Annotated in this window: 4 protein-coding genes; 2 read left to right on the top strand and 2 right to left on the bottom strand. The window is 64.2% G+C overall.

Annotated features, from left to right (window positions below; genetic code table 11):
• Positions 1–110 precede the first annotated feature (110 nt).
• Positions 111–752 carry a TetR/AcrR family transcriptional regulator gene (locus EN879_RS24950; RefSeq protein WP_024502910.1) on the top strand — a complete coding sequence of 214 codons (642 nt, stop codon included), beginning with the start codon at positions 111–113 and terminating at the stop codon, positions 750–752.
• 127 nt (positions 753–879) lie between these two features.
• Here EN879_RS24950 and rpmE read toward each other — a convergent pair whose 3' ends face one another.
• Positions 880–1101: a 50S ribosomal protein L31 gene (gene rpmE / locus EN879_RS24945; protein WP_013529118.1), complete on the bottom strand. Its 222-nt coding sequence runs from the start codon at positions 1099–1101 to the stop codon at positions 880–882.
• 206 nt (positions 1102–1307) lie between these two features.
• Here rpmE and EN879_RS24940 point away from each other — a divergent pair, with 206 nt between their 5' ends.
• A complete protein-coding gene (locus EN879_RS24940; RefSeq protein WP_027162537.1) occupies positions 1308–3107 on the top strand; it encodes an ABC transporter transmembrane domain-containing protein in 1800 nt (599 codons plus the stop codon).
• A gap of 27 nt (positions 3108–3134) precedes the next feature.
• On the opposite strand, the gene EN879_RS24935 is transcribed toward EN879_RS24940, so the two are convergent.
• Positions 3135–4622, bottom strand: coding sequence for a carboxypeptidase M32 (locus tag EN879_RS24935; RefSeq protein WP_013529120.1), 1488 nt, complete (start codon positions 4620–4622; stop codon positions 3135–3137).
• Positions 4623–4643 lie beyond the last annotated feature (21 nt).

Below are 4643 nucleotides of genomic sequence, written 5' to 3'. Positions count from 1 at the left end.
GCCCATTGTGCTTTCCTCCGCATAAACGTGATTAATCCTCACATTTGCAAAACGTGATAAACCCTCGTATTTTTCGAGTCAAGTGATTTTGGCGGCATTTGGAGTCAGGTATGGAAGACGCGGCAACCCCCGTTTCCGCACAGAAGCAGGCTGCTTCACCGCGTCGGGCGCCGAGCCAGCAGCGCAGCCGCGAGCGGGTCGAGCGCATGCTGGCGGCTGCCTCGGCGCTGATCGCCGAGCAAGGCAGCGATGCCATGCGCATGGGTGAGGTGGCGGAGCGCGCTGGGGTGTCGATCGGGTCGCTCTACCAGTTCTTTCCGGACAAGCGGGCGATCATCTGGGCGCTGGCCGAGCGCTACACCGCCGAAAGCCAGTCCTGCATTTCGGCAGCACTGGCTGGCATCAGCGACGCCGAAGGCCTGCAGTCCGCGTTTTCAGAGTTGGTCGACATCTATTACCGGCTGTTCCTGGCCGAGCCGGTGATCCGCGACATCTGGTCGGGCACGCAGGCTGACAAGGCGCTGCGCCAGCTCGAACTCGCCGACAGCCGTGCCAACGCCGAATTCCTCAGCGCGGTGCTGAAACGGCTGCGGCCGGCAGCCGATCCGGCGACACTGGAAACCACGGCGTTTCTGGTCTGGCAGATGGGCGAGGCCGCCATGCGGCTGGCGATCTCGGTTGAGCGGCAGGAGGGCGACAGGCTGGTCGCCGCCTACAAGCGCATGGCGTTAAGGGAATTGCTGGCCGAGTAGGACCGCGCCGCAACAAAAACCCCGCCACAGGGCGGGTTTTCGATCTGTGAAAGCTCGTTTGGCTTAAGTTCTTACTTGATGCAAGTCGTTATCCCAAAACCGCTTCGCACTTTTGGGCGACATGCAATTAGATGCCGAAACCTTCGAAACGCTTCTTGAACTTCGACAGGCGGCCGCCGCGGTCGAGCAGGGTCTGCTGGCCGCCGGTCCAAGCCGGGTGGGTGGTCGGGTCGATATCGAGGTTCATCGTATCGCCTTCCTTGCCCCAGGTCGAACGGGTCGTGTATTCGGTGCCATCGGTCATGACGACCTTGATGGTGTGGTAATCGGGATGGATGTCGGTCTTCATGGTTCGGTTCCTGGCTTGCCGGCGCTGGCGACGGGCATAAGCCTGCGTCGATGCGCCCCTTTTTAAAACTCGAAGCCGCAGCTATTGAGGAGCCACGGCTTCTAAAACGGTCGGCGAGCCTATACATCAGCCGGAATTGAATCACAAGGCCGCGGCAAGCGCATATTGAGGCGCAGACCCCAAGGACGGCTGGAGGAAACATCGGGATGGCGCAAATCACCAGCGCAGACGAGCGCCGGCGTTCGCTCAAGCCGCTCAGGCGCCTGTTCCCCTACATCACGCACTACCGCACGCTGGTCGTCGGCGCCATTATCTCGCTGGTTATCGCGGCGGCAACCACGTTGGCGCTGCCGCTGGCGGTGCGTCGCATGATCGATCATGGCTTCTCGTCGTCCAGCACGACCTTCATTGCCGAATATTTCGCAGCGCTGGTGGCTATGGCCGCCCTGCTGGCGGCAGCATCGGCCGGCCGCTACTATTTCGTCATCACGCTGGGCGAGCGCGTCGTCGCCGATATCAGGCGCGATGTGTTTGCCCATGTGACGACGCTGTCGCCTGCCTTCTTCGACACCGCCCAGTCGGGCGAGATCGTGTCGCGGCTTGCCGCCGACACGACGCAGGTCAAGTCGGCGGTCGGAGCGACGGCCTCGGTGGCGCTGCGCAATGTCATCCTCGGCCTTGGCGCGGTGGGGATGATGGTCATCACCAGCCCGAAACTGTCCGGCCTGGTCATCGCGGCAATACCCGTGATCGTGCTGCCGCTGGTCGCCTTCGGCCGTTCGGTGCGGCGCAAATCACGTCAGGCGCAGGATACGCTGGCCGATGCCACCGCCTATGCCAGCGAGCAGATCGGCGCGGTGCGCACGCTGCAGGCCTTCACCAATGAGAAGCTGGTCACCGGGCATTTCTCGGCTGCGGTGGAAGCTGCTTTCGAGGCGGCACGCTCCTCGATCTTCGCGCGCTCCTTCTTAACCTTCTTCGCCATTTTCACCATCTTCTCGTCCGTCGTGGCGGTGCTGTGGTTCGGCTCGCGCGACGTGCTCGAAGGCTCGATATCGCCAGGCACGCTCGGCCAGTTCCTGCTCTATTCGGTGTTCGCCGCCGGCGCGCTGGGCGCGCTGTCGGAAGTGTGGGGCGAACTTGCGCAAGCGGCGGGTGCTGCCGAACGGCTGACCGAGATCCTGGCCGAGAAGCCGGCGATCCAGGCTCCCGCCGATCCGAAGCCGCTGCCGGCCGTCGCCAAGGGCGCGATCGTCTTCGACAATATCTCCTTCTCCTACCCGGCAAGGCCCGACCGCGCCGCCGTGCACGGCTTAAGCTTTCAGGTCATGCCGGGCGAGACGGTGGCGATCGTCGGGCCGTCAGGGGCCGGCAAGAGCACGGTGTTTTCGCTGATCCTGCGTTTTTACGATCCCGAAACAGGCAAGATCCTGATCGACGGCGTCGATGTGCGCGAGGCCGATCCCGTTTCGGTCCGCCAGCGCATCGCCATCGTGCCGCAGGACGTCACCATTTTCGCGGCAAGCGCGCGTGACAATATCGGTTTCGGCCGGCCGGGAGCCAGCAAGACCGAAATCGAGACGGCGGCGAAGGATGCACTTGCCGATGAATTCATCCTCAAGCTGGAAAAAGGCTATGACAGCCAAGTCGGCGAGCGCGGCGTGACGCTGTCAGGCGGTCAGCGCCAGCGGGTTGCGATCGCCCGTGCCATCTTGCGCGACGCGCCGATCCTGTTGCTCGACGAGGCCACCTCGGCACTCGACGCCGAAAGCGAAACGCTGGTGCAGACGGCATTGGAACGGCTGATGCAGGGCCGCACCACGATCGTCATCGCCCACCGCCTGGCAACGGTGCTGAAGGCCGACAGGATCCTGGTCATGGATGGGGGCTCGATCGTCGAGGAAGGCACGCATCAAAGCCTTGTCGCCAAGGGCGGCATCTATGCACGGCTGGCCAAGCTGCAGTTCGAAACCGGCGCCAGTGCTTTCAGGGGCGCGGCGGAATAGGCAGATCTGGCGCTGTGGCGACAGCCGCTATGCGGCTCCATAGCGCTGTTTCAGATGGTTCACGAAATAGGTGGCGTTGAGCTTTTCGCCTGTGGCGCGTTCGAGCAGGTCCGGCGTCGACCAGCGTGACCCCTGTGACCAGATTTTTTGGCGGCGCCAGTCGTTGATCGCCTCGAAATTGCCTTTGGCGAGATCCTCGTCGGCGGCAGGATGCTCCCGCGTCAGCGCCGCCCATTGCTGTGCTGCCATCATCGCGCCCAGCGTGTAGGAGGGGAAGTAGCCGAAAGCTGCCCCGGGCCAATGCACGTCCTGCATTGGCCCGTCGGCTGGGTTGTCGATGGTGGAAAGGCCGAGGTAGTCGCGCATCTTGGCGTCCCAGGCTTCGGGCAGATCGGCCACCTCCAGCCGGCCCGAGACGAGTTCCTGTTCCAGTTCGTAGCGCAGGATGACATGCAGGGGATAGGTCACCTCGTCGGCATCGACCCGGATCAGGCCGCGTCCGACGCGATGCACGTGCGGCAGGATGTCGTCGAGCGACCAGGCTTCGCCGAGATGCTTTTCAACCACTGGCAGCGCCCAGCGCCAGAAGGCCGGGTTGCGGCCTAGCTGCTTCTCGACGAACAGGCTCTGGCTTTCATGCACGGCCATGCCGCGCGCTTTGCCGAGCGGCCAGTGCGACCATGCCTTGGGCAGGTTCTGTTCGTAGAGCGCATGGCCGGTCTCGTGCAGCACGCCCATCAGCGCCGACAGGAAGTCGGACGTCTTGTAGCGGGTGGTGATACGCACGTCGCTCGGCACGCCGCCGCAGAAAGGGTGGTGCGACACCGACAGCGACCCATGCGTCAGGTCGAAGCCGACTGCCGTCATCATGGCAAGGCCGAGCTCGCGCTGCCGATCGATCGCATAGGTGCCCGAAAGCGGCTTCAGCGGGCGCTTGCGCTGCCGTGCGTCCTGGATCGCCAGCGCCTCCGGCACGAAACTTTTCAGAAAAGCCTTCAGGTCGCTGAACACAGGCGTGATGTCGGCGGTGCGGTTGCCGGGGTCGTACTGCTCCATCAGCGCGTCATAGGGGGCCAGGCCGAGCACATCGGCACGCAGCGCCGCCTCCTCGCGCACCAGCGCCACGACGCCTTCCAGCGCCGGCTGGAAGCCTGCCCAGTCGTTCTTGGCGCGCAGGCCGCGCCACAGCTGCTCGCAACGCATGCGCGCGGTCGTCTGGCGTTCGACGAATTCGACCGGCAGGCAGGTCAGGTTGGTGTATTGCCGCCGCAGTTCCGAGACGGCGGCGCGCTGCTCCTCCCCCAGCGCTTCCTGTTCGGCCGCGGCGATCCAGTCTGCTATCTCGGGCGCCGTTGCCCTGGTGTGATACATGCCGGCCAGTGCCGACATCGCCTCGGCACGCTTCTCGCCGCCGCCGACGGCCATGTGCGTGGCCTCATCGGCACCGAGGATGGCCAGCGCATGCTCGAGCGCTTCGAGCTTGTGACCGAGGTCGTCGAGTTTCTGAAAGGACATGGCGACTTCCGTGATTGGGAC

The sequence above is a fragment of the Mesorhizobium sp. M7A.F.Ca.AU.002.02.1.1 genome (assembly GCF_003998535.1).
Lineage (GTDB): Bacteria > Pseudomonadota > Alphaproteobacteria > Rhizobiales > Rhizobiaceae > Mesorhizobium > Mesorhizobium ciceri.
The sequence above is the reverse complement of the archived record's forward strand: the minus strand, read 5'-3'. Positions and strand labels throughout refer to the sequence as shown.

Bases quoted from the DNA above. Each gene is read 5' to 3' on its own strand.
- EN879_RS24950 (WP_024502910.1), top strand. From the start codon at position 111: ATGGAAGACGCGGCAACCCCCGTTTCCGCACAGAAGCAGGCTGCTTCA.
- rpmE (WP_013529118.1), bottom strand. From the start codon at position 1,101: ATGAAGACCGACATCCATCCCGATTACCACACCATCAAGGTCGTCATG.
- EN879_RS24940 (WP_027162537.1), top strand. From the start codon at position 1,308: ATGGCGCAAATCACCAGCGCAGACGAGCGCCGGCGTTCGCTCAAGCCG.
- EN879_RS24935 (WP_013529120.1), bottom strand. From the start codon at position 4,622: ATGTCCTTTCAGAAACTCGACGACCTCGGTCACAAGCTCGAAGCGCTC.